20 protein-coding genes are annotated in these 24,166 nt (G+C 40.1%); 14 read left to right on the top strand and 6 right to left on the bottom strand.

Translation table 11 applies throughout. The features are described from left to right. Nucleotides 1-229: 229 nt before the first annotated feature. From AACZ87_RS01095 to AACZ87_RS01065, 7 genes are all read left to right on the top strand, one after another. Entirely contained in the window at nucleotides 230-820 is a 591-nt protein-coding gene (locus tag AACZ87_RS01095) for a TlpA disulfide reductase family protein (protein WP_339864015.1), read from the top strand. 205 nt (nucleotides 821-1,025) lie between these two features. Continuing rightward, a complete protein-coding gene (locus AACZ87_RS01090; RefSeq protein WP_339864014.1) occupies nucleotides 1,026-3,416 on the top strand; it encodes a hypothetical protein in 2,391 nt (796 codons plus the stop codon). A gap of 15 nt (nucleotides 3,417-3,431) precedes the next feature. Continuing rightward, complete coding sequence (locus AACZ87_RS01085) at nucleotides 3,432-4,130, top strand: hypothetical protein (protein ID WP_339864012.1); 699 nt, start codon at nucleotides 3,432-3,434, stop codon at nucleotides 4,128-4,130. Further along, entirely contained in the window at nucleotides 4,130-5,407 is a 1,278-nt protein-coding gene (locus AACZ87_RS01080) for a cation:proton antiporter (protein WP_339864010.1), read from the top strand. The genes AACZ87_RS01085 and AACZ87_RS01080 overlap by 1 nt, the downstream gene beginning before the upstream one ends. Before the next feature lie 107 nt (nucleotides 5,408-5,514). Beyond that, nucleotides 5,515-7,851, top strand: a complete 2,337-nt coding sequence (locus AACZ87_RS01075; RefSeq protein WP_339864009.1) for a glycoside hydrolase family 95 protein — start codon at nucleotides 5,515-5,517, stop codon at nucleotides 7,849-7,851. 247 nt (nucleotides 7,852-8,098) lie between these two features. Continuing rightward, nucleotides 8,099-8,692 carry a hypothetical protein gene (locus tag AACZ87_RS01070; RefSeq protein ID WP_339864008.1) on the top strand — a complete coding sequence of 198 codons (594 nt, stop codon included), beginning with the start codon at nucleotides 8,099-8,101 and terminating at the stop codon, nucleotides 8,690-8,692. A gap of 82 nt (nucleotides 8,693-8,774) precedes the next feature. Beyond that, the gene (locus AACZ87_RS01065; RefSeq protein ID WP_339864006.1) at nucleotides 8,775-9,341 is read left to right on the top strand and encodes a pentapeptide repeat-containing protein; all 567 of its coding nucleotides are present in this window, start codon (nucleotides 8,775-8,777) and stop codon (nucleotides 9,339-9,341) included. A gap of 21 nt (nucleotides 9,342-9,362) precedes the next feature. On the opposite strand, the gene AACZ87_RS01060 is transcribed toward AACZ87_RS01065, so the two are convergent. Next, the gene (locus tag AACZ87_RS01060; protein WP_339864004.1) at nucleotides 9,363-10,064 is read right to left on the bottom strand and encodes an NUDIX domain-containing protein; all 702 of its coding nucleotides are present in this window, start codon (nucleotides 10,062-10,064) and stop codon (nucleotides 9,363-9,365) included. A 91-nt stretch (nucleotides 10,065-10,155) separates the two neighbouring features. On the opposite strand from AACZ87_RS01060, the gene AACZ87_RS01055 reads away from it, so the two are divergent. Next, nucleotides 10,156-11,799 carry a carboxylesterase family protein gene (locus AACZ87_RS01055; RefSeq protein WP_339864002.1) on the top strand — a complete coding sequence of 548 codons (1,644 nt, stop codon included), beginning with the start codon at nucleotides 10,156-10,158 and terminating at the stop codon, nucleotides 11,797-11,799. Nucleotides 11,800-11,932: 133 nt separating this feature from the next. On the opposite strand, the gene AACZ87_RS01050 is transcribed toward AACZ87_RS01055, so the two are convergent. Then, nucleotides 11,933-14,188 carry a helix-turn-helix domain-containing protein gene (locus tag AACZ87_RS01050; protein WP_339864000.1) on the bottom strand — a complete coding sequence of 752 codons (2,256 nt, stop codon included), beginning with the start codon at nucleotides 14,186-14,188 and terminating at the stop codon, nucleotides 11,933-11,935. Between the two features lie 110 nt (nucleotides 14,189-14,298). Here AACZ87_RS01050 and AACZ87_RS01045 point away from each other — a divergent pair, with 110 nt between their 5' ends. Continuing rightward, the gene (locus tag AACZ87_RS01045) at nucleotides 14,299-14,925 is read left to right on the top strand and encodes an FMN-binding negative transcriptional regulator (protein ID WP_339863998.1); all 627 of its coding nucleotides are present in this window, start codon (nucleotides 14,299-14,301) and stop codon (nucleotides 14,923-14,925) included. A gap of 215 nt (nucleotides 14,926-15,140) precedes the next feature. Next, complete coding sequence (locus AACZ87_RS01040; protein ID WP_339863996.1) at nucleotides 15,141-15,515, top strand: PRC-barrel domain-containing protein; 375 nt, start codon at nucleotides 15,141-15,143, stop codon at nucleotides 15,513-15,515. 321 nt (nucleotides 15,516-15,836) lie between these two features. Here the strand turns inward: AACZ87_RS01040 and AACZ87_RS01035 are convergent, their stop codons facing one another. Continuing rightward, nucleotides 15,837-17,471, bottom strand: a complete 1,635-nt coding sequence (locus tag AACZ87_RS01035; protein WP_339863995.1) for a hypothetical protein — start codon at nucleotides 17,469-17,471, stop codon at nucleotides 15,837-15,839. A 298-nt stretch (nucleotides 17,472-17,769) separates the two neighbouring features. On the opposite strand from AACZ87_RS01035, the gene AACZ87_RS01030 reads away from it, so the two are divergent. Both AACZ87_RS01030 and AACZ87_RS01025 read left to right on the top strand, forming a co-directional pair. Then, nucleotides 17,770-18,576, top strand: a complete 807-nt coding sequence (locus tag AACZ87_RS01030) for an endonuclease/exonuclease/phosphatase family protein (RefSeq protein WP_339863993.1) — start codon at nucleotides 17,770-17,772, stop codon at nucleotides 18,574-18,576. Then, nucleotides 18,576-19,436, top strand: a complete 861-nt coding sequence (locus tag AACZ87_RS01025; RefSeq protein WP_339863991.1) for a DUF1080 domain-containing protein — start codon at nucleotides 18,576-18,578, stop codon at nucleotides 19,434-19,436. Before AACZ87_RS01030 ends, AACZ87_RS01025 begins: the two co-directional genes overlap by 1 nt. Before the next feature lie 115 nt (nucleotides 19,437-19,551). On the opposite strand, the gene AACZ87_RS01020 is transcribed toward AACZ87_RS01025, so the two are convergent. Together AACZ87_RS01020 and mscL are read right to left on the bottom strand one after the other, a co-directional pair. After that, nucleotides 19,552-20,964, bottom strand: coding sequence for a Gfo/Idh/MocA family oxidoreductase (locus AACZ87_RS01020; protein ID WP_339863989.1), 1,413 nt, complete (start codon nucleotides 20,962-20,964; stop codon nucleotides 19,552-19,554). Between the two features lie 449 nt (nucleotides 20,965-21,413). Next, the gene (gene mscL / locus AACZ87_RS01015; protein ID WP_339863988.1) at nucleotides 21,414-21,890 is read right to left on the bottom strand and encodes a large conductance mechanosensitive channel protein MscL; all 477 of its coding nucleotides are present in this window, start codon (nucleotides 21,888-21,890) and stop codon (nucleotides 21,414-21,416) included. Between the two features lie 191 nt (nucleotides 21,891-22,081). Here mscL and AACZ87_RS01010 point away from each other — a divergent pair, with 191 nt between their 5' ends. Both AACZ87_RS01010 and AACZ87_RS01005 read left to right on the top strand, forming a co-directional pair. Then, nucleotides 22,082-22,330, top strand: coding sequence for a Rho termination factor N-terminal domain-containing protein (locus AACZ87_RS01010; protein ID WP_339863987.1), 249 nt, complete (start codon nucleotides 22,082-22,084; stop codon nucleotides 22,328-22,330). Between the two features lie 65 nt (nucleotides 22,331-22,395). After that, complete coding sequence (locus tag AACZ87_RS01005) at nucleotides 22,396-23,244, top strand: SDR family oxidoreductase (RefSeq protein ID WP_339863986.1); 849 nt, start codon at nucleotides 22,396-22,398, stop codon at nucleotides 23,242-23,244. A gap of 170 nt (nucleotides 23,245-23,414) precedes the next feature. On the opposite strand, the gene surE is transcribed toward AACZ87_RS01005, so the two are convergent. Next, nucleotides 23,415-24,146 (bottom strand): 5'/3'-nucleotidase SurE, encoded by a 732-nt coding sequence (gene surE, locus AACZ87_RS01000; RefSeq protein WP_339863985.1) that lies wholly within the window; start codon nucleotides 24,144-24,146, stop codon nucleotides 23,415-23,417. Between the last annotated feature and the right edge of the window lie 20 nt (nucleotides 24,147-24,166).

Here is a 24,166-nt window from a genome sequence, read left to right as displayed (position 1 = left end):
GTTAAGCCTCCTTTTGGAGACAAAAAGTGTGTAATGTGAGGGTTGTCACTAAGAGTCTGATTTTAAGATTGTAAAATTGGAAGATTTTAAAATTGAAAAATTTCGTCAAATCAAGTGGTTCAACCGTAAATGGTATTTCGTACTTCGCAAAATCATTCTTAATTAAAACATAAAAGAGTTAAATGTGCCTCCTCTTTGGACTTGGTACATTGGACTTTGGACTCAAAAAATGGATTGGAAAAAAGAAATCAAGAGCTGGGGGATTATGCTCAGCCTCATTGCATTTTTATATTTCACGGGGCTTTTGCCAGTAGTAATAGGCGGAATTCAATCTGTTATTCTTTCTACAGGCTTGATCAAACCAAAACTGGAAATTCCAGACCTCACCGATAAGCAATTCGACTATCGAGGTAAATTCCTCACGTTTGATGGGCAGCAAATTGATTTGGAAAGCTACCGAGGCAAAACCTTATTCATAAATCTTTGGGCATCATGGTGTGGACCTTGTCGAGCAGAAATGCCCCATATTTCTGAATTATATAAATCAGTTCAGCAAGAGCCCGGCTTGGAGTTTCTTATGATAGGAATTGATAACGACATAGAGAAAAGCCGTGATTTCTTAGATGGAAAAAGCTGGACATTCCCAACGGCTCATGCTAGCTTTGGGCTAAATCAAAGCTTACAAAGCCAGTCGATCCCAACTACTTTGGTCGTAAATCCAGCAGGAAAGATCGTTTTTTATCAGGAAGGGATGAGCAATTTTAACACCGATGAATTTCGTGACTTTTTATTGGGACAAACTAAGCCTCAAGGAAAATAGTCTCGTCATTAGGGTAATTAAAAGCAGGAATTTGTGCGAAAAGTAAGGACTATCCATCAGGATTTTTATAATTTATCCATTTCCCTAGTGTAATTACCCAGAACAATTGGAACGGAATTTACTTTATTGAAAAGAATTAATTTTAGAGTTACGTTGCTTTTGTAAACTCAATTTTGAGTTTATTTGATTCCCATTTTCAGCATTTATGAACGAAACCATCACTTCTCAGCAAGAGCCAGAAATAGACAAAAGCAGGCTGATAGATGCTGTATTGGAAGAATTTCAGAAGTTCACAAAGGGTATTGCTGATCAAGTTGACTCAGAAGAACTCTACACCTATCTATTCAAAAATGGAAGCAGCTTGCTAGCACACTATTGCGAAGCGGGCGAAGCTTGGCTAGACTCTGTAGAAGATAATGTCGAAATCACAGATCCTGACCATTACCTAATTCACTTTTCTTATCCAGACAGGATCAAATCCAGCTTTTTGCTAGTAAGAGATGTACTTCTTCAGCTTAGCATCGCTCGACTTCGGCGTTCTGAAGGCTTGGTCTCGGAAGCTAAGATTCAAGAGCATTTTGAGGAGTCTCAAGCGCTGCTCACTACTGAATTAGAAAAATACCTACATTATTTTCAGCTTGAACGTAAAGCTATTTTGGGTAAACCTGAAGTACTCAGAAGAAAATTGGAATCAGTCAAACATTTCGCTAATCCTTGGAAAACATTCCATTCCCAATTTCAGACCATCTCTGGCCAGTTTGATGAAATAAATCTTAACGATACCAGGCTAAATCAAACCATTGACCAATACAGTCTGATTCATGAGTTGATTCTCCAATTGAGAACAGACGTTCTCAACAAAAATTCCCTTTTTGAAAACAAGGCTCTTTCTTGCCTAACAGAACTTAAAACAATCAGCGAAATTGAGCAACTCAACTCTACATTAAAGTCTTTAGAGGATCTGATTAATTTAGGTGTTGGAATGGAAATCCGGTCGGAAACCACCTTACGAAATCTGGAAGATTCAGTAAATAAACTTACCGCGCTTTCAGTGCCTGTTGATTCTGAAGGCGGGTATTTAGTAGTAAAAAAAATAGATTTCCGAAAAACGTCAGAGAAATGGCTTGACTACGAAATCCTTCCCTACCTCACTGATCTTTGGGATCTCCAAGAGGCTACTTTTTCTCCGCTGCTTAATATTGCTACGCAAATCAAAAGCAGTTTGCTTGTAGCAAAGAAAACACAACAGACTACAAGTTTTGACGCTGAAATCAGCTCGCTAAATGCGATCACCGAACAACAAAAAAATGCTATCAAACAGAGTAAGGATCTAATCAGGCATATTGAAGACGTTCTTTCTCAAAGCTACAAAGTGACTGAGCTCTATACCTCAGATGAATACCTCAAAGTCCCTTTCCAAACTAACTTCTCGAGGTTAACTTCCAACAAAGAAGGAGCCTTCAATTCTTACTGGCAAAAAATGGCTCATGTTTTCAAAAACCTTGGTAAACAAGTGAAAGATGCCAAAGAAAAAACGCCGCATCAACGCTTGGAAATTGCACTTCAAATTCTTGAAACAAGAAATGAAAAGGAAACACCTGACCATTACCATTCTTTATTTCTAAACAAAAACTTTATCGGAGACCTATTTTTGGTCAGGCGAAGCGAACAGGAAAAAGAGATTGAGAAAATTATAAGCTATTGGAAAAAAGGTCAAAACAGGTCATTAGCAGTTTTGGGAGATCCCCTCTGCGGTAAATCAGCAATTTTGGAGTATGTGACACATCAATTCAAATCAAACGAAGTACATCATCTCACTCCTGGAGCGGATATCAGCATAGAAGGCAGAAAACTCAAAGTGGGAAAAAATTTGGAAGAGGTATTGAACTTTGTTAAAAGGTCAGTTAGCAATTCTAAACCTCTTGTAGTACTTGATGACTTGCATCTTTGGCGGGATTCAAACTCTTCTTTACTCTCAAATGCTGAAGTTTTAATTGATTTCATCAGCTCAATTTCATCCAAAGTATTGGTCATAGTAGGAATGACGAATGCACTTCGGGTTCACTTAGATACCAGAATGAAATTCTCTCAGGGTTTCACTAATTTATTGGATGCAAATACCTCCACTTCAGATGAAATTTATAAGGCAGTAATGCTTCGACATGGTGCTTCCCATCGATCGATCTTTGAAAAGGAAGGCGTTAAAATGAACGAAATCCAGCTTCAAAAGAAAATTGGCTGGCTTACCAAAAAGTTTGACTTTAATATAGGCGCTGTATTGCAAGCATGGATCTTTTGCACAGATGTTCAGGAAGATGGGTCAATACGTTTTTCAGAAAAAGAGACGCATCTCAATGATTTCTTATCCATTGCAGAGCTTCTCATTTTGAAAAACTGCTTACTTTTTGGCTATTCCAGTGATCTGGAACTCAAAAACTTGTTTACCGATAGATACGAAAGTGAGTACAAACCTGCCGTAAGAAAACTGCTGAATATTGGAGTTTTAGACCGGGATGCCAATGGCTACTTAATCGTGAAAAACACAGTGAGACAAGACCTTTATTCTATTTTGAAATACAGAGAATTACTCGCCTAATCAACCAATTTTACTATGAATCATTGGAATGATCTCCTCGTATTAATTCTCATCGTATCAGCGATTTACCTAGTACTATCGCTATGCTTCTTCGGCCTTACCCGCTATGTCCGAAAAAGGAGGATAAGTGAAAAATATTTAATTCTGATTAATAAATTTCGGCTCTTTTATAAACCAACGGCTTGGGCAGTGGTTATTGGTGGTTTCATTGCTTTAGACCCGATTACTCATGGTTTCATGATTTTGTTAATCTTAGGTGTAGGCTACAAACATTTAGGAAATTATATCAGCGGACTTTTCCTCAGATCTAGTCCCCTGCTCGCTATTCATACGCTGGTGAAAGCTGGGAAAATCCGTGGCAGAGTGAATAAAATCGGAAGCTTAGGAATGGTACTTGGAACTGATCAAGGCGAACAATGGGTCTGGTTTAATTCCTTCGATCGAGCGGGTTTCACCTTGATTTCCAACCAAACAAATGAGCAACAACGCTCTCTTTATCTCAAATCAGAACATTCGAAGGAAAAGTTACAGAATTTGATTTTCGATCATCCGATTTTGGCTTTGGGTAAGCCATCCAATCTGAAATCACTTAATGCTGAAAACATGTACTTGCTCCACTATACTTTGGTGAAAGGTGCGCAGCAAGAAGATCTCACCAACTACCTGAATGATCACGATATCCAAACAAATTCCACTGAAAAATTCAACTCCTAATGGAACTTATATCCTCTTATAACTTGATCATTGAGTTTTCGGTGATAATTATTTTATCCTTTCTATTCAACGGTCTATCAAAGAAAACGAACATTCCTGCCGTGTTGATGCTGATCGCTCTGGGTCTGATACTCCAATACATCCTTGGCTATTTCACCACAGACACAATTGACTTTTTCCCGATTTTGGAGGTTCTAGGAATCGTAGGCCTTATTATGATCGTATTGGAAGCAGCACTAGAGCTAGAGCTCAAGCGTGAAAAACTTATCCCTATTTTAAAATCTCTGGCAATAGCATTGATCGGTCTGATGCTCTCGACCTGGGCGGCAGCAAGTATTCTATATTATTACATACCTGAGATGACCATGCAGTCCGCATGGCTTTATGCTACACCGCTTTCCATCCTTTCGAGTGCTATTATTATCCCAAGCGTGGCAGGGTTGAAAAGCAAAAAAAGGGAATTCCACATCTATGAAAGTACATTTTCAGACATCCTGGGAATTATGCTTTTCTACTTCCTCACCGGAAAATTAAATCCTGCTGAGGATTCTGGTTTGGTAGGTTTTGGAGGGAATTTCTTGTTGACTGTCGCTATTTCGTTGATAGCTAGCTATGCAATTATTTTGATTTTTCAGAAAATCAAAAGCAATGTGAAGCTTTTCCTGTTGATCGCTGTTTTATTGCTTCTCTATGCATTAGGCAAAAAAATGCATCTTTCTTCTCTGATTATCATTCTGATTTTCGGGTTGGTGATCGCAAACATGAAGCTATTTTTCAAAGGCAAACTTTCCCGTTTATTGGACTATGCCAAAGCACATCAGATTTATCATGAATTGCACACAATCACTGCAGAAACAGCCTTTGTGGTTCGAACGCTTTTCTTTGTGATTTTTGGATTAACTATTACCATTACCTCACTTTTTGATCTGCAAGTAGCTTTAATCAGCTGTCTCCTGATCGGCTCAATCTATGGAATTCGAATTGTTCTATTACTGATTTTTGAGGGCAAAGACATTATTCCTCAAGTATTCATAGCTCCTAGAGGATTGATCACTGTTTTGCTTTTCTATGGGATTCCGAAGGAAGCTCAGGTGGATAGTTTCGAGCCAGGAATTTTACTTTTCGTCATCATCGGCACCAGCTTAATTATGACTTTTGCGATGATCTATGAAAAGAAAAGATCGTCGCAAGCAATCGATCAAGCGAATAGCAGAGCTGTGGGATCCGTAAAGTGGAAAGCACCTAGCGTACTCGAAAATCCGGACTCCAAATCGTAAAAACCAGTTCCTATACCTACAGAAAACCTCCTTCAAGTCAATTTTGAAAAGTTATCGTTGGCGACTTCGAAGAATTATCGTATTCTTATTTTCTGACCCAATAACCTATGATAAAGTTCTTGTTGAGCACAGTGCTCATCTTTTGCCTGTACAATTACAATTTTGCCCAAACTTCCTCGGTTCTTTGGTACAACCAGCCAGCTGTAGAATGGGAAGAGGGGCTGCCAGTTGGAAATGGCAGACTTGGAGCAATAGTTATGGGTTTACCTGGACAAGAACACCTTCAGCTTAACGAGGATTCTCTCTGGCCAGGAGGATATGAAGACTGGGGATTGGCAGAAGGAAAACGGGCTGATTTAGATCAAATTAGAGCCTACCTAATTGCAGGGGAAAACAAAAAAGCAGACTCATTATTAGTATTGAAGTTTTCCAGAAAAGGAGTGACTCGTTCTCATCAAACAATGGGAGATTTATGGTTTGACTTTGGCTATGTGGAAGCTGAAAACTACCGTCGAAGCTTAAATCTAGAAACTGCTACTGTACTTACTCAATTTATAAGTGAGGGCTTTGAATTCAGCCAGGAAGTTATTGCCTCTGCGCCGGACGATGCGCTAGTCATTAGATTCAAAACCAATCATCCTAAAGGCTTCAACGGCAAAATCACCATGAGTCGACCAGAAGACAAGGGCTTTGCGACAGCTACAACAGTAGCCCTAAATGAAAGGGAGCTTGAGCTATCTGGAATGATCACTCAGCGCGGTGGACAGCTTGATTCCAAACCAGTAGAAATTTTGAATGGAGTGAAATTCCGTACCCTACTTTTCGCTCAAAATCAGTCTGGTGAAATATCAAGCAGCGATTCCAGTTTAGTCATATCTGGAGCCAAAGAATTTATGCTAAAATTGGTTTCTGAGACGTCATTTTACCACGAAGATTTTGAAGCAGAAGCGGATCGCCAATTAGAAAAAATCCAGTTAAAAAGCTGGGGGGAATTACTTCATGTACATGAGAAAGAATACGCTTCTTGGTTTGAGCGCATGAGCCTGCAGCTTGGAAATGAAGAGCCGGATAAAATCGCCACAGATCAAAGAATTGAGCGAGTCAAAAATGGAGAGTTGGACTTACATCTTGAAAAATTGCTTTTCGACTATGGTAGGTACCTCCTAATTTCTTCCAGTAGACCCGGAACCAATCCGGCGAACTTGCAAGGACTCTGGAACAAGCATATCGCTGCACCTTGGAATGCAGATTACCATGTGAATATCAATTTGCAAATGAATTATTGGCCAGCCGATGTCACAAATCTGAGTGCATTAAACCAGCCACTTTTTGATTTTATTGACGGTGTAATAGAAAATGGAAAGAAGGCAGCCCGGGAAAACTTCGATATGGCTGGATCGATGGTTCCTCATACGACAGATCTTTGGCAAGTGGCCTTTTTACGTGCTGCTACAGCTTATTGGGGAAGTTGGATCGGTGCTGGAGGTTGGATCGGAAGACATTATTGGGATCATTATTTATTTACTCAAGACAAGAAATTTCTCGAAGAGCGGGCATTTCCAGCATTAGAGACAATCTCAGCTTTCTATTCAGACTGGCTGGTAACCTATCCTTCAGATGGTACTTTGGTTTCCTCTCCTTCCACGTCTCCAGAGAACCAGTTTGTCAATGCAAATGGAGAAGTAGTGGCTTCCACCATGGGAGCAGCTATGGATCAGCAGATTATCGCAGATGTTTTCAACAACTATTTGAAGGCATCAGAGCTCTTGGGAAAGGAGACTCCACTTCGTGAAAAGGTGAAAAATCAACTGGCAAATCTTCGGCCTGGCGTTCAAATAGCGGAGGACGGAAGAATTTTGGAATGGGATCAGCCTTATGAAGAAAATGAAAAAGGGCACAGACATATGTCACATTTGTATGCTTTCCACCCTGGAGATGCCATCACATCAAGTGAAACTCCTGAAGCTTTTGCCGCTGTTCGTAAAACACTAGAATATAGATTAGCTAATGGTGGAGCTGGAACAGGTTGGTCACGCGCTTGGTTGATTAATTTTTCTGCAAGATTATTAGACGGAGAAATGGCTCATGAGCATATTCAAAAGCTGCTCTCACAATCACTCTACCCTAATTTATTTGATGGTCACCCACCCTTTCAGATCGACGGGAATTTCGGTTATACCGCCGGAGTCGCTGAGATGCTTGTGCAGTCCCATGAAACAGGCCTCATCCGCTTGCTACCGGCACTCCCTAAAGCTTGGGAGAATGGCAGTGTGAATGGACTAAAAACCAGAGGCGATTATACAATAGATATGACTTGGGAGGCTGGAGAACTAAAAACCTGTAGAATTCATGCCGGAAAGAGCGGTAGAATTTTGGTGTTTTATGACGGATCAGAAATGGATATAGATCTTGAAAGAGGACAAAGCTTCGAAGTGGAGTTTTAACTCCAGAGGATACAAGTAGTATTTATTACATCAAATAGTCTCGAAAGGACGGGCCTCTGGCTTAATTCGGATTATAGCTATTCGGATACCTAGCTTGTCGAAGTGCCCAAGAAATTTAGTTTGCTTACTGGAAGAAATTCGTAATGCCATAATTTTCCTAGGTCGAAACTAACAATTATCAATAGCAGTAGATGTTGCCCCGCAAGCTGATAAAGTGTAAATTACTACATCACTTAACCCCAAAATGATGAAAAAATCTCTCAGTCTCGCGCTAGTATGCCTAGCTATTTTTCCGGCTTTTTCCCAAACTGCTATGATCCCTTCTAAGGAAGTTCAAATCAAAACAGCAGTAATGGCTGCTCCAGAAGAAAAACAAGCAGATGCAACCGTATTGGGGTACCATGAAAATGGAGAACTTGTAGAATTGAAAAAAGGCACTAATGAGATGATTTGCATCTCAGATGACCCGAATGGCAAGGGATTTAGTGTTTCCTGCTATGCGTCAGATTTGGAGCCATTCATGATCAGAGGTCGAGAATTGAAAAAAGAAGGAAAGTCATTTCAGGAAATCTTTGACACTAGAGAAGTTGAAGCCAAAAGTGGTAAGTTAAAAATGCCCAACGAAGGCGCTACTCTTTTCGTACTCAGTGCCGAAGATGAAGATTACAACACATCTTCTGGGGAAGTGTCTGATACCTATTTAAGATATGTTGTTTACCTGCCTTGGGCTACTGCAGAGACAACTGGTCTTCCACTGAAACCTAGTGCACCAGGTATGCCTTGGATCATGGATCCGGGTACGCACCGGGCACATATCATGATCACTCCTCCGAGGGATTAAGTGAAGTTCTCAGATTGAAGGGCAATTAATTAAAAGAATGATTTTACTTTTGATTTATACTCGACAAATAAATTTCCCTTAAATGCCTCTTTTCGCAGAGCAGACCTTTAAAAGTCTGGACTACACCCAAGTACCACTTTCTCCTTCAGAATATGAACAGTGCACTTTTGAACAGTGCAATTTTTCAGGGCTTGATTTGAGAGGTAATAATTTTGAGAACTGTACTTTCAAAAATTGTGACCTAAGCAACACAAAAGTTCCAGATGTGTCTTTTCAGCAGGTAAGATTCGAACATTGTAAAATGCTAGGCATTCACTTTCATGCAAGCAATCCATTTCTATTGGAATTTATCTTCAACGGATGTCAACTTGACTATTGTAGCTTTTACAATCTGAAGATCAAAAAATCAAAATTCATCAATTGTAGGCTCTTGGAAACTGACTTCACACAGGCAGATTTGACTGGATCTGATTTTCAAGGTTCTGACTTAAGCGGAACTACCTTTGACCAAACTACTGCAGAAAAAGTTGATTTCAGGAATGCACTCCATTACATAATCGATCCCGAAAGAAATAGGATAAAAGGAGCGCGTTTTGACATTGAAGGCTTACCTGGGTTGCTGGGTAACTATGGAATCAAGGTTGGTTGATACCAATTAGGAGCCTCATTTTCAGTTTCTTTTTTTGAAGCTATATAAAAATGGGGCTTTGTGAGAACCACCAGAATATAATTTCTCATGTCGTTCCAAAATATTAAGGCCGAGCATCTTACGCTGAAAATTAGCACGGTTTTGAGTTTCGCCTAGGATAGCATCATATACCATTTTCAGGTCTTTCATCGTGAAACGCTCAGGCAGAAGATTAAAACTCAGAAGTTTTTGATCCAAATTAGTACGTAGATGCTCAAGTGCCTTTTCGACGATTTCATTGTGATCCATCATCATTTTAGGAAGCTGTTCATAGTCATACCATTCGATAGAATCTGACAAATCATCAGGCTTAGGAATTACGTTATCGTAATTAATCAAGGCATAATAAGCCACAGTAATGAATCTACCCAAGATCCAGTGGTTCTCTTCAAATTCCCCCTGCTCTTCCAATATTTTCTTCATCACTGCCGGGCTAAATCGCTCCATAGACCCGAACGTATGAAACTGCTCTAAGTAAATCTCATCCAATCCAGTTCGCTCCGAAAGACCACGTTTTACAGCATCATCTAATGGTTCATCCACCTTCACAAATCCTCCAGGCAAAGCGAAGGTTTTCATGTTATGATATTCTAAAACTAATATCTTAAGCTTTTCTCCAGAAAATCCAAAAATAACTGAATCATAAGACAGGTTTGGGATATATTCTTCTTTTGGTAGAGGCATGTGTAAAACTAGGAAATAGTAGTTTAGGAACTAGGAAATCCAAAAATAAGGAATTACTATTGTTTCGCAAAGAAACATTAAAGTCCTACCCATGAAAGCAAGTTTTAAACCGGCTCAGATACTTATACTGATCATCTTATTCGGTGTAAGTTCATCTCTAAAAGCCCAAAATAACAATTCCATCGAAGTGCAAACTAAAATCAAAAATGGAATAATAGCTGGATCATACGATACCAAAACTGGTATTCAAAAGTTTTTCGGAATTCCCTTTGCAAAGCCACCTGTGGGAGATTTGAGATGGAAAGCACCACAACCAATGGACAACTGGACTGGCGTGAAAGTCACAAAGAAATTTGGCCCTAGAGCTGTTCAGGCTCCCGTTTTTGGAGATATGGACTTTAAATCTGACGGTATCAGTGAAGATTGTCTTTACTTGAATGTGTGGACTCCGGCAGATAGGAACATGAAAGATTTACCAGTTTTGGTCTATTTCTATGGAGGAGGTTTTGTCGCTGGAGACGGATCTGAGCCTAGATATAACGGCGAAGCCATGGCACAGAAAGGAATAGTCGTGGTGACGGTGAATTACAGATTAAATATTTTTGGTTTTTTTGCTCATCCTGAACTCAGTGCTGAAGCTCCCTATAAAGCTTCTGGAAATTACGGACTAATGGATCAAATGGCTTCATTGAAATGGGTGAAGGAAAACATAGCAGCATTCGGTGGGAATCCAAAGAAAGTAACGATCGCGGGGGAATCAGCCGGTTCCATTTCAGTAAGCTACCAAATGGCTTCTCCCCTTTCCAAAGATCTGATAGCCGGTGCAATCGGTGAAAGCGGCGCGGGGATCAATCCAACGTTGGCACCTACACCACTAGGTGAAGCTGAGAAAATAGGGTCAGAATTCGCTTCCAAAGCTGGGTTTCCTAGCATCAAAGAACTTAGAGCACTTGCCACAAAGGATCTATATGACATCTACACAGAATCTAAGCGTTTTGGATTTCCTGTAGTCTTGGATGGGTATTTTATTCCAAAAACACTTCCTGAAATCTTTGAAGCCAAGGAGCAAGCGATGGTTCCTTTACTAGCTGGTTGGAACTCAGCCGAAATCCCAGGGATGGCATTTATGCAAGGTCAGCCTTACACTCCAGAAGCTTTCATTGCTAAGGTAAAGGAAACCTATCCGAATGATTTTGAAGAAGTATTAAGCCTTCATCCACATGCTGACGCAAAGGAGGTAGAGCGCTCTGCAACTAATTTGGCAGCGGATAGATTTATAGCTTATTCCACATGGAAGTGGCTGGATCTCCATGCTAAAAACTCCGATCAGCACGTTTACAGGTATTTATACAGTAAGCTGAGACCAGCATTGAAAGACGCAAACCTGACCACTGGACTTGCTGGCGGCGTGGTAGAAGGTGGTCCAAAGGCCCCTGAAGCCATCGGAGCTCCTCATGCCTGTGAAATAGAATATGCCATGGGAAATCTACCCTTAGTAGATGTTTTCGCTTGGACTCCGGAAGATTACAAAGTCTCCAAAACCATGATGAATTACTTTGCAAATTTCATCAAAACCGGGAATCCAAATGGAGACGATCAACCTGATTGGAATGCGATGAATGGCTCAGATACAGCTCCGTCAGTAATGGTGATCGATACTGAAAGCAAGCTTGTGAAAGCTACCGAGGATGCACGGTACCGCTTTCATGACAAATCGTACGGAAACATTAACTAACCCAATCTATCTAATCGAAACAAAAAAGAGAGGCTACATAGTCTCTCTTTTTTTGATTAATTAGAAATTTGGTAGTTTTGCTAGGTAGTGCCTATCAATCTATTTTCCGTATTAACAGACGGCAGAAAGCTATCTAATCCTCTCTAGCTGCTACAACCATTTTAATCGTATTGTAATCGTATTTTCCTTCGAAATGAAGTCTTAATGCCTGAAGATTTTTGATGTTTTCAACTTGAGAATTGATCTCAGAAATCACTTCAATTGGCAAGCAATCTTCCAATTCCACTCTTCCTTCTTGAATCCCTTTAGCCAAGTGACCTTTGATAGTCGATTCGGCTAAACCACGTGCTACGACGATATCTCCAATGCTTTTACCGTCATTGATCATCCCAAAAGTAATCTCGTAAGTCTCTCCTACTTTCCTTTTCAGGTTTGCTTTCCCAGTCTTTTTCCTACCGGTTTTGTTACTGGCAAATTTAGGATTGTCAGCAGCAGCTTGTTTGGCTGCCTCAGCCAATCGAAGTCTCAAATTTATTTTATCCTGCTCCAGATCGTTCATCTTTCCGGGAATCTTGCCTTCCATGATTGAGGAGATCAGCTGACTCACTTTGCTGATCTCTCCATACTTTCTCAGTAAACTGACTTCCAGCTCTTCCAAACTATTCGCATAAGTTTTGGTTCTGGAAAATCGCTCCACTTCAGCACGGTGAATGAGGATTTTCTCCAAAGCCGTTTTCAAAAAACCCTGGAAATAAGAGGAGCCCTTATCAAGCCGTTCCATCAACTTCTCCTTTTCATTTTGCTGTAAAAGAAAGCGAAGTTGATTACTGAATTTCCCTGCAGTCACCACCTCATTTTTAATTAAAGCAGCGATCTCACTGACTGCCTTTTGCATTTCAGGATCTTCAAACTCAAGCGAGCTATCATTCTTGCGCTGAAAGCTGTTAATTTCGTGGATCAACCCTTGCAAATCGAAGGTATCCCCAGACAAAAGCGAAAGATATCGCTGCTGATAAGCCCCCAACAGTTCATCAAGTTTGGAATTTTTCTTAGCGCTTTCGACAAAAGTCTGTACCTGAGAATCTGACTGCAATGCATTGTTCTGAATCCTAGTCCTAAGAATCAAACCCTCCAAACTCCTCAGGCGACTCAAGGCTACATAGACTTGCCCTGGAGCAAATGCATTTCCCACATCTATAATCGCCTGATCGAAGGTCAAACCTTGGCTTTTATGAACTGTGACAGCCCATGCAGTTTTAATAGGATATTGGCTAAACGTACCAATCACTTCCTCCTCCAATTCCTTGGTATCCGGATTGATCACATACTTCTTATTTTCCCAGATTTCCTTCCGCAATTGGTACACCATACGTTTTCCTTCCAGCATAACTTTGATGGAATCATCTCCCAATTCCTCCACGGTGGCTAGCTTACCATTGAAGTAATCCTGATTTCCTGAGGAGTCATTTTTGATAAACATCACCTGTGCTCCTACCCGAAGTTCGAGTGATTTTGGAAGTGGGTAAATGTTCTCCGGGAAGTCATTCTCGATATCAGCTTCATAAAACTTTGATTCACTTTTTAACGCCATCAATCGATCACGATTGATTTGGTCAGCTTTATAGTTATGCGTAGTGATGGTGATGCAATCTTTTACTTCAGCGATCTCATCCTGAGTTTTATAATGCTTATTCAAAAGAGCGATATCCTGATCAGTGACCGTATTCTCTCGTAAATGATTGAGCACTTGAATAAAGTCTTCGTCTTGTTGCCGAAAAATCTTATCCAACTCTAGGTAAACCAAACCAGAATCCTGCAAAACTCTGGCTTCGAAAAAATGCATGCTCGGGTAAAACTTGCTAAGCACCTGCCACTCATTATCCCGGACAATGGGAGGAAGCTGAAATAGATCCCCAATCATCAAGATCTGAACACCGCCAAAAGGTGTATTGTAATTACGCTTGACACTTCTGAGCCTGTAATCTATCGCATCCAGCACATCAGCTCGAAGCATGCTGACTTCATCTATAACTAGCAGTTCTATGGATTTCAGTACATTTTTCCGGAGAGCGTTTAGCGGGTGTTTTCTGATCAAGGTATGCTGAGTAAAGCAACCGTATTGCTCTGAGAAATTCCCCTCAGGTTCGTTCACAGGAAGGAAAAATCCAAGTGGGAATAAAAACTGAGAATGTATGGTCACTCCTCCGGCATTCAGGGCAGCAATACCCGTAGGCGCAACGATAACATGGTTTTTATGCGTCTGCAAGGCTAGATTTTTCAGAAAAGTCGTCTTCCCAGTTCCTGCTTTTCCAGTCAAAAAAATCGGTGCTCCGGTATTGTTAACAAACTTCGCAGCCAGCTCAAGTTTGTCAGTACTTTGATTTTCCATTTGGCGAAACTACTATTTTTAAAAATGAATAAAATGGAGTTTGGAATCTTAAACTTCCTATTCCAATTCCTAATTTCAATCTTTTACTGAAAATTCTCAAACTAATTCTCATGTATATCCATCCTCTAAACCGCTGGAAAGACGATTCTGAAGTGCTAGCTTTTATAAAAAAGAATGCGTTTGCCACGCTTGTCTCCCAAATTGACAGCAAGTCATGGGCGACGCATTTGCCTTTTGTCTTAGATAAAAACGAAAATGGAAAAGCGATCCTTACTGGGCATATTGCCAAAGCAAATCCACAATGGAAAAACCTCACTGAAGATCAAGATGTACTGGTCATTTTCCAAGGACCTCATGCCTATATTTCTTCTTCTTGGTATAATCACGAAAACGTACCTACCTGGAATTACTTGGCCGTTCATGTATATGGAAAAATTCGGCTTATCCAGGGAGAAAAGCTAATGGATCATCTGTCAAAACTGGTGGACACCTTTGAAGAAGGACGTCCAAATCGAGTAAGTGTGGAGACAATGAATCCTGATTTCGTAGCAAAGCAGATAAAAGCACTAGTTGGATTTGAAATAGAAATTACTGAAGTACACGGAAGTAGAAAACTCTCCCAAAACCGGGATGAATTTAATCACCAGAATATTGTGAAGAATTTGGAAGAGAGTAATTACCCTATGGATAAGGAAGTGGCAGAGGAAATGAGAAGGCAGAGAATTGAGAATTTGTAAGATCACTTATTTTTAACCAAAGTGAAAACCATTAATTCCGGGGCAGTAATTTTCTATGAATCTATCTGCGAATTTCATTTCCCAATTCGCCCTTCAGCCACACATAAAATTTCTTAAAAAAATGAGCTAACCCCCTCATAAGGGCATTTTTACGGCATGGCATGAGGTTGGTTTATAGTAATTACAACAGTAATATTCACTAAACCAACTTAACCATGAATACCCAATATCATTTTCCAATAAGCAGTTCAACAGCCGCAAATTGCACTGTAAAAACAATAAGAGATGAATCCGTAGGAACTATTAAGGATATCATGCTGGACACCGAGACCGGTGAGGTAGCCTATGTAGTCCTTTCAGTTGATACTGGATTTCTAAATCTTGGCAGCAAACTTCTAGCTCTTCCTTGGGCAGCATTTGATTTTCACGGTCACCAACGTGATGTAATCCTAGTGAATGTCGAAAAGGAAAAGTTGGAAAATGCGCCAGGGTTTGATGACGACAACTGGCCTGTAGGTCCTCAACATGAATTCATCAATGATGTCCATACATATTATGGATTTGACAGAAGAAGAGCGCTAATTGAATAGGCGTGGCGTTCTGATTCTGCATAGCTCTCCATTAGTTGGAGAGCTTTTTTTATATCAAAAAACACCGTGAATAAGTTGAAAAGTTTTCACTAGGTCGCTTAGAGTGCACCCTGCAGTCTCTTCAAATTTAACTGATGATTTTTCATTTAAAATTATTTATATATCCGCTTTTGTGCCAGTATGGAGTCAAAAGCAAAAAAGGATATGTTAAACCTAAGAATTGAGGCCGCTTCAGCCTGTCCCGCCAGTGCGGGAGTCATCGGTCTCCCGACCAGATAAGTAAAGATTCTAAGTTGACTGGCATCTTTGCGGACAATCATATTATCTTCTTTTTCCTCCGTCGGAAGGATCTTGTTCTTTTAATAGTAATTGTGCCAAATCACCTGGGACTATTTCCATCATTCCTTCTCTCAACGATTCCCAGATAAGATTAAATGTGCCCCGGTATTTGTTTCGTTCAGTTTGAAAGCTCGCAGTTTTGTAATTGTTGTTGTCAGGAAGGTTGTTACTCGACATTAGAATATTTGCAAGTGTAGACATCAACTTTTTCTTTTGTTGCTCCTCATCTCTCAATTCCAGTTTCAAATCTTTGTAGTCAAACTTCATGTAATTGGTAGCATATCTAGGATTTGCCTCCATGGTTATTGCCAGCTTTTGCAAAGTTCCAGAATTGATATTCACAGATACCAAATCACCAAGAATGCCATTAAGTGACGCTAAACTGAATGGATCTACGCTAGCTTCAAGATGAAAACTTTCCTCATCACCATCTAATCCATAAGGCACAGTTACGTCCATTCGCATGGGAGCAAATCCATTGAGCACAGCTTCACCATGAATATTCATCTCACCCGATTGGAGTGAATCCAATGAAACTACATGCGTGATCAGTGCAGAAAGCTTCTCAAAATTAAGGCTTCCCACAGCAGATTTTCCTTCACTTATCTGCGAATAGGTAATCTTGGAATTCAAGACCTTCACCGTGTCCACTTCCAGAGGAAACGGAATCAATTCTACCATTCCTTCAAACATAGGTTTTTCAGGCTCGTCGATGGGTCTTGGTTTATTTTTATTCCTCAGATCATGAAGAATAAGACTATCCACAGTAATCAAGCCTGCTACTATAGACCAATTACCGTATATGCTGCTTCGCGCATTGATTTTCTCAATTTTAAGATGCTTTAAGCTGATCTCTATGTAATCCTTTTGCACGGACGATCTTTTCGCTACTTCTAGATTGGAATCTTCGTAGGCCAATTTCAAATCAAAAAAATCGAGAGCATCTTCTCTGGAATCGTAGTTAAGTTCGCCCAACGTAAAAGACTGTTCTTCACTTATATTGATCTGCAAATTTTTCAGGCGTGTTTCTATGCTTTCCAGTTTAAATGGAATGGCATAATTCAATCGAACTGAATCAGTTTCCAGATTAGTAGCAGAAATATTAAAACTATCGAAACTCCCGAATTTTCTTAAAGAATCCGATTGGTTGTAAAACTCCCCGGAACCTTCACGGAGATTAAAGTTATGGATGACACCCCTAGAGACTATATCCCCGAAAAAATCCTGAAATGCCATTGAAACATCTGCAGGCTTTTGAGAAATAGAATCATTTCTGATCAAAATAAATTTGGGGACATTCAAATTCAATTCCCCGATGTCCAGAACATCTCCAAAAATGAATCCCAGCATATTTATCCCTCCAAGTCTCACAGAGTTCATTGTCCCGGTGATAGAAGTAGCCATGCTATCCTTCAACGGATGAAGGGATATTTCACGCAACTCAATACTTCCCCTAAATAACTGGACATCTACCTCTTCAAACAGAATATCGTAGGCCCTATCCTCTTTTGCATTTATTCGAGCTGGCAAAGTATCTACGAGCCATTTTTCAACAAAAAATATCGCGACAAAGCCCAAAAGAATAACTATTCCTATAGCCCAGAGAATCTTTTTCAAACAGGTAATTATTAAAATTGTTGAGTAATACGCTCCAACTCCCTTAGGGTGATGTAAAGGAGTAAAATCTCAAAAAGATACAAATAAATCGTAACTAAATAATTTTTCATTTATCAGGAACCCGCAAATCCAACAATCGCATAAATCAACCATAAAAATAACAAGAGAAAGCACCAAACTCATTTTAACTCTCAAGAAACATGAAAATCATTATCTTCCATTCTCATTGACTTATCTTTACCGTGTTCAAGAGCTAATTTTGATTTAGTAAAAGGAAGTACGAGGAAATAAATCCAATATGAAAAAAACAGCTTTAGTAATCTTATCTTTTTTGCTCGGCTTGTCTTGTAGCGTTATGGCTCAGGAAACTTTCTCCGAATTCAAGATTTTAACTTATAACATTTACCATGGAGAAAACCCAGATTCACTCGGCGTCCCAAATCTGGATAACATTGCGAATCTGATAATTCTCCTACAACCAGAAGTGGTGGCTCTTCAGGAAGTAGATAGCATGACTACTCGGTTGGAAAGCATTTATGGTAAAAAAATAGATTGGGTAGCGGAGCTTGGAAAAAAGACTGGATACAGAAGTTACTTTGCCAAAGCAATGGATTTTGCAGAAGGTGGATACGGAGAGGGCGTCTTGGTGAAGAAATCGTTAAGCTACAAAACTCAGCAGCTTCCGACTCCTGCGGGTGGTGAATCTCGAGCCGCTGCTTGGGTTAAAATTGAATTAAAAAGTAGAAAAGAACTTTATTTTGGCGCTACTCATCTTTGCCATGAATTTCCGGAAAATCGGCTGGCTCAAATTGAAGCCATAACACAGTATGCCGATTCACTTCCAAATCCTGCATTTTTCGTAGGAGATTTAAATTTTGACCCTTCTTCTGAAGCATATCAAAGTATCAATTCAAAATGGAGCGATGCGGGATATATAGCGAACGATGATACTCCCACTTTCAACTCACCAGAAGGCAAACGTATTGACTATGTCTGGTTTGACTCTGAACATTTTGAACTCGTAAAGTATCAGGTGATTGATGTTCCTTTTTCTGACCACTACCCAGTGTTGGTGACTCTTAGACTAATTAAACCCTATAAATAATGAAAAAATCAGCATTACTTTTCCTTCTACTACTTTCAGTAGGATTCTTTTCTTTTCAGCTTCTTACTGAGGAAGCCAAAAAACCAAAATGGCAAACACTTTTCAACGGGAAAGACATTGATGATTGGTCAATCAAAATTCGAACGCATGAGCTAAACGATAATTTTGCCAACACCTTCCGTGTGGAAGATGGGCTGATGAAAGTACGCTACGATGGCTATGATCAGTTTGATCAGCAATACGGACATATTTTCTACAATGAACCCTTTTCCAATTACCTACTTCAAGTGGAATATAGATTTGTGGGAGAACAGGCAACTGGTGGCGAAGGCTGGGCAACCAGAAATAGCGGCGCCATGCTGCATTGTCAGGATCCTAAAACTATGTTAAAAGATCAGGATTTCCCTATGTCTATTGAGGCGCAATTTCTGGGAGGAAACGGGACAGACAAAAGAAGTACCTGTAACCTGTGTACTCCAGGCACCAATGTGGTAATGGAAGACAAACTTATCACCGCACATTGTGTGAACTCCACTTCAGATACATATCATGGTGACCAGTGGGTCACTGCCAATTTTATTGTGTTAGGAAATGGTGATGTTCACCATCTAGTGGGTCAGGACACTGTCTTGAGCTACACCAAATCTCAAATCGGAGGAGGAAATGTTAATCCTGTCGATCCCAAAGTAAAGGTGGATGGTCAGATGCTAAGTGGCGGATGGATTTCCCTGCAAAGTGAAAGTCATCCAATTGACTTCAGAACCGTACGTCTAATCGATCTAACTGCTTATTTGGGTGATCAGAAAAAATTGGATCAGGTAGTCAATGAAGGGCTAACTGATAAGCCAACGCACAACTAATCAAAACCCTAAACCATACAAAAGCCCGCTAATCGGATGATTAGCGGGCTTTATTTTTTCTGGGATTTGACTTATAGCTGTTACTTTGCTACATGGGGCACTTTCCTATTACATACTAAACTCTCACTCCGGTAGTCCCACCACCATCAAGCGTAATATTCACCGGCGCATTTGTTTTCCAATTTCCGCCAGTAAAGTCAGGCACATCAATAGAGTTAGATCTATTGGCTACTGACCACTCACTCAAAGGCGATACTGAACTCCAAAGTGCCGCATCATATACATCCTGATCCAGTGGAAGGCCGTTTCTTAGACAATCGATCAATCTCCAATCCATCATAAAGTCCATTCCTCCGTGACCGCCAACTTTCTTGGCCAACTCTCCCACTTTCTGGATGATCTCAGGCGTGTATTTGGTTTCTAGATCTTTGAATTCTTCGTCCTTTAACCAACCATGTCCTTTTGCAACTTTTGGTTGAGGATATTTCTGAGCATATCCTTCAGTTCCACTCACTACATGAAGTCTGGAATAAGGGCGTGGAGAAGACACATCATGCTGAATCATGATCGTTTTACCGTGTTTAGTTTTGACCATGGTAGTATTCATATTTCCACGGAATTTTTTCTCAGCGTAAGAAGCGAAGAAATTATCCTGCTCCGCCAATTTCACAGCTTCGGCATGCATGGAGAAATCATTAGAAGAAGTCGAAGTCAAAAAGTCCATCTGATCTCCTCTGTTGATATCCAAAATTTGGCAAATCGGGCCAAGACCATGAGTAGCATAAAGATTACCATTGCGATAGTTCTCTTTCAACCTCCACATGTCCTGATAACCACCATCTTTCTTGAAATTCAAGGAAAGTAAGTCATGAATGTATGCTCCTTCGACGTGCAACACATCTCCAAAATACCCTTCGCGTTTCATTTTCAATGTCATCAACTCGAAGAAATCATAGCAACAATTCTCCAGTTGCATACAGTGCTTTTTCGTGCGCTCTGAGGTTTCCACTAACTGCCAGCACTCATCCAATGTTCTTGCGATTGGCACTTCACAGGCAGCATGCTTTCCAGCCTCCATGGCATAAACAGCCATTGGAGTATGCCATTCCCACGGAGTAGCGATATAAATCAGATCCAGATCATCTCGATCCATCATTTCTTTCCAAGAATAAGCGTTTCCAGAGTATCCTTCGGGATTGTGCGGAGTATCTTTCAATTGAGCTTTCGCCTTTTCTACCCGCTCTGGAAGTAAATCACAAAGTGCTTTGATCTCTACATTCTCGATTTTACTCAATCTATCCACAGCTCCAGGCCCTCTCATACCAAGTCCAACAATACCGATTCGGACAGTGTCAATTTTTGGAGCAGCAAAACCGCTCATATTGAATGATTGGATTCTATTTACTCCCTTTTGAGCCTGTGTAGGTAGGGCTTCAAAATCATTGGCAAGGGTAGTCCCTGCCCCAAAAAGTCCTAAACCAACCAAACCGGTAGACTTCAAAAACTCTCTTCTCTGGTTATTTTTCATATTTTTTTAATTTTACATATAAAGCCCGTAGGAATCTCGCATAGAGAATAATCAGTCTTCTGTGTGTTGTTTTCTAGATGCTAGATTCCATATTCTAAAGAATGTTATTCTCGTGTCTTCCCAATAATAACTGGAGAAATCTCACTTACCCAATACTAACATGGGCAAATTGGAACATGCTTGATTTTTAAAGGGTATGCTCTATTGAAATGGCTAATTAATAAAAAAATAAAGGAAGTATAGACACCTTACAAATAAAAAAAACGAAAGCTTTTAATCGATCCGTTAATTAGCGACTTATAAAAATGATTATCCGATACTACTATCCTATGCCATTACTTCTTCAGTAAAACCCTCAAGAGATGGATACCTGAAAAGGTGCATAACCAAATAACAACTTAACACACCACTAGTATTAAGGCAAAAGCAAACTACTTTAAAAAGAAGAATTACTGATTATTCCTGTCATTTTTCCACTTAGCTTGATTTCCCTCCAGTATATCCAGTTGCTTTTGCATCAGTTCCGTAATTTGGCTTAGCAACTCGATATTTTTAGGAGTAGTGACTGTTTCATTTTTAGGATCTTCCGCTTTCTTACGTATGGAATTCATAAGCTTTACCACCAAGAACACGGTAAATCCAATAATCAGAAAATCTACTGAAGCTTCAAATAACTTCCCATAACCTATCGCTATTTCTTCAGGATGCGTGACTCCATCTAAGGTAATAGCTTCGCGTAGGACTATCTTCTTATTTTCCCAATTAATTCCATTTGTGAGAAATGATAGTGGTGGCAGAAAAATCTCTTTTACCAACACATCCACCACATTATTGAATGCCGATCCGATGATCACCCCTATTGCAATATCTATCATATTGCCTTTGACAGCAAACTCTTTAAACTCTTGAATTAATTTGATTTTCATGCTCCCTTTCAATTTTTTCCTGATAACAATTCTAGCTAGCTAATAGCTTACTCAAATGTTATTCCTAGTGTAAGTAAATAAATCTCGGTGCTTTTTTTGGAATTACTATACCTGTTTCCAATGGATAAAGCAATTCATGAATTCATTGATGGAACTAGAAACCAATTATTTAACCCTAAAACCAATCTATCATGACAAAGGACCATGGCCCAAGCATCAAAAACGATGAAAAGTATGAGGCACTACGAAAAGAAGGAATGAGTAAGCAGAAAGCTGCCCGAATAGCAAATGACCCCAACTCGGGTAAAAAAGGTGGCAAGGCGGAGAAATACGAAGACAGAAATAAGCAAGATCTATATAATAAAGCCAAAGAAGTCGGAATCGAAGGCAGAAGCAAAATGAGCAAAGATGAACTGATCAATGCATTGCGAAATTCTTAACTATTAATGCCAGACATCTACTTATTCGGTGTCTGGCTTTCTACTAAAACTAAACCACTCAACCCATGACAAAACCAACGGAATTTAAAGACCAGAAACAATCCTTACCAGGACAGCAAAGTAAAATGATCCCCAAACCGGAAGTGATACGGAAAGGATATAAAGGCTCGGATAAGCTAAAAGGTAAAGTAGCATTAATCACAGGTGGAGACAGCGGTATCGGCAGAAGCGTTGCCGTTTACTTCGCAAGAGAAGGAGCAGACGTAGCAATAGTGTATATCAGTGAGGATAAAGACGCGAAAGAGACAAAGAAAATGGTGGAGAAGGAAGGACAAAAATGTCTACTTCTGCAAGGAGACATTAAATCAGAAACTTTCTGCAAAAAAGCAGTTGAATCCTGTGTAAAAAAACTTGGCGGATTGAATATCCTAGTGAATAATGCTGCTATCCAATTTCCTCAGGATTCTCTTCAACTGATCACTAGCAATCAATTGAAGGAAACCTTTGAAACGAACATCTATTCCTTTTTCTACCTATCAAAACTAGCTATAGATCATTTTTCTCCAGGAGACACGATCATCAATACTAGCTCTGTCACGACTTACAGAGGAAGCGAACATTTGGTAGATTACGCAAGCACTAAAGGGGCAATAGTCGGTTTTACCAGATCACTCGCACTAATGGTGGCTAAGGATAAAATAAGGGTAAACGGAGTCGCTCCTGGACCGATTTGGACGCCGTTGATTCCAGCGACTTTCGATGATGTCAAAAAGTTTGGGCAGGACACAGCTTTGGGACGAGCGGGCCAGCCAAGTGAAGTAGCTCCAGCGTATGTCTTCCTTGCGAGCGAAGATAGTTCGTACATTACTGGACAATTTATTCACGTGAATGGTGGCGAAATCGTAGGCGGATAATTAGTTTAAAATTTAACTCATTAAAAAAGGAAAAAGCAAGTCAGCTTTTTCCTTTACTATTTATTATACATCTACAAACCCGATTAAAAAAACACCACGAAACCCTGTAGCACTTCTTCCATAAAGAAGGAAATTTCCACCCCAAAACGTATTAAATAATTTTTAACGCATTAGCCAAAAATATTCATTTCCGATAAATTTTTCAGTTGTTTCTCATCAGTTAAATCTAATCTAAGTGGAGTCATAGACACTAAATTTTCACCCATAGCATACCTATCAGTCCCTTTGTCCGGATTCTCCAATGGCACCACGGTAAACCAGTAATGCTTCCTACCCATGGGATCTTCAGAAGGTTTTACCAGTCCGTCGTATTGACGGACAGACTGCCTTGTCCAAGCAATACCTACCGGAGCATAAGGGAAATTCACATTCACTAGTTTTGGCCCTTTCTCGCTGATCAAATACTCTAAAACTTCTCTGATATAAGGCCGCATTTTAGAGAAATCATACTCCTCAGATTGTGTGGGAGTACTGAGGGCTATACCTTTAATACCGAGCAAAGCAGCCTGTTTTGCGCCTGCAAGGGTTCCAGAATGCCACATGGAATTTCCAAGATTTGGCCCTAGGTTGATTCCGGAGAGTACCACATCTACTTTGTCCCAGTGAAAGCTTCCCAGCGATACACAATCTGCCGGAGTTCCATTTACTCGAAAAGCATCGAACTCACCAATTTGGGTTTTCTTATAGGAAAGAGGTCTGGTAGCAGTCACCGCATGTCCCATAGAAGACTGTTCCACATCAGGAGCCACAATCCGAACATCTCCAAACTCAGACGCCACTTGTGCCAATTCTAAAATCCCTGGGCTATATACCCCATCGTCGTTAGTGATTAAAATTTTCATAGTCTTTCAGATTAGTCATC

Origin of the sequence: uncultured Algoriphagus sp., from assembly GCF_963974365.1 — a bacterium.
GTDB lineage: Bacteria > Bacteroidota > Bacteroidia > Cytophagales > Cyclobacteriaceae > Algoriphagus.
This window is presented reverse-complemented; position numbering and strand designations above follow the sequence as displayed.